The 1,546-nt window shown below is 40.9% G+C and carries 1 protein-coding gene; it reads right to left on the bottom strand.

Annotated elements, in window-relative coordinates:
- Positions 1–24: 24 nt before the first annotated feature.
- The gene (locus tag ACFIO3_RS02885) at positions 25–1,488 is read right to left on the bottom strand and encodes a hypothetical protein (protein ID WP_375608194.1); all 1,464 of its coding nucleotides are present in this window, start codon (positions 1,486–1,488) and stop codon (positions 25–27) included.
- Positions 1,489–1,546: the final 58 nt, after the last annotated feature.

The following is a 1,546-nucleotide window of genomic DNA, read 5'->3' as shown; positions in this document are numbered from 1 at the left end:
GCATGGTATTATAAAAGGGCATGCCTATCGCATGCCGGCAGACGTCAATTCCACATCAAATCCGGTGACATGAGTCCAATTCACCCCTTCAGGAATACGCAATTTAAAGCGATAAAACCGTGCCCTTGCGCGACAATGAATTTGTCCAGTATTATAAGAGGGTTGTTTTTCTGGCAACCAAACAGTTTCCTCTTCAAGAGATTGTCGAAAGCGCATTCCCACAGACAAATAAAACTTTCCACTATTGACTTGAGGCATAATATTTTTCACGCGTGTTATCATGCCATTTGTCTGTCCCATTTCTTGTGATGTCACGACACAAGCCATAGGACACCCAGAAAACGACCCCAGTCTGCCCTGTTGATCAAATGCCCCCAGCATAGGTGATTCATTTCTCCACACTTTACTATCAAGAGAAAAGGACAAATCGTCAATATTCTTAGTCACAAAATCAAGACCTTCTAGGGTTGTTCCGGCTAAGAAAATAGGCAATATCATTTTGATATCGACGAGAGCTTTTGTCCATTTTTGCAATCCCCAATCATAAATGAGCAAGATCCGTTTATGAATGTTCTCATCAGAATCAACCATCCAATAAACACGATTATACACCCCATCGATAGCAGCCGACAGGGTGTACAGATTATCCTTCCTTGATTTTGCTGTCATCGTTCGATCCACTTTTTCGAACCCAATAGGGATAATCTGTCCCTCATTTGTTATTTGATAAAAACCGCCCTCATCGGCAAAGAATGCTAAATCGCCCCGACAAACGATTGATTCAGCATTTTTAGCGCCTCGTTTATCGTGGATTTTTTGGAAACTAAAAATAATCTTTGATCCAGGGATAAAAGAACCGGCATAGATTGCAGAACGCATAAAGATAATTGGATTTGTTGTCTCGGTTGCCCCTTGGACGAATCCGCCATCAGGAAAATCTTGATAATCACAACTTTTTTTCCCCACGGTCCAAAATTCAGCATCATTCAATCCAGACCAATGAACCCGTCTTGGATTTTCGGTTAATTTCATCAAACAAACGAAATCTCCCCAGATTCGAACAATCCCCGCTTGTGGCGGATTACCTCCTAAATTTCTAAATGTTTTATCATGGTTAATATCGATCACTTGTGGTCTATCATTGGCATTAACAGCAATGATCAAATCACCAAACAAAGCAAAAGACCACGGAGCATCGATATTAGCAAGATAAGATTTTCCTTTTTGGCTAATATCCCTCCACTTCATTGTTGTATTATCAAGCAAGTAGATTTTTTCTCTTGTCCCAGCAATAATAGAAACCCCATTTTTTGTTTTAACCGCAAGAGCGCCTAAAATTGGCTCCGGACAAGGCTCTGATAAAGGTTCAAAACTTGGCATAGGAATATAGGAGCCATCAGCTGGAAGCACATTAACAAGTTCATCGGTAAAAATTCCATTGATATCCGCCACATCGGGTCGATAATCAGCGATTGGGAAAAAAGCCATCAAGACCCCCATAAAATCTTTGAAGAGCCCAGTGCCATTCAAGACACCAAGGCTTATT

The sequence above is a fragment of the Bartonella sp. AD328YNZD genome, from assembly GCF_042196425.1.
The sequence above is the reverse complement of the archived record's forward strand: the minus strand, read 5'-3'. Positions and strand labels throughout refer to the sequence as shown.

Coding starts and splice junctions, on each gene's coding strand:
- ACFIO3_RS02885 (WP_375608194.1), bottom strand. CDS start 1,488: ATGGCTTTTTTCCCAATCGCTGATTATCGACCCGATGTGGCGGATATC.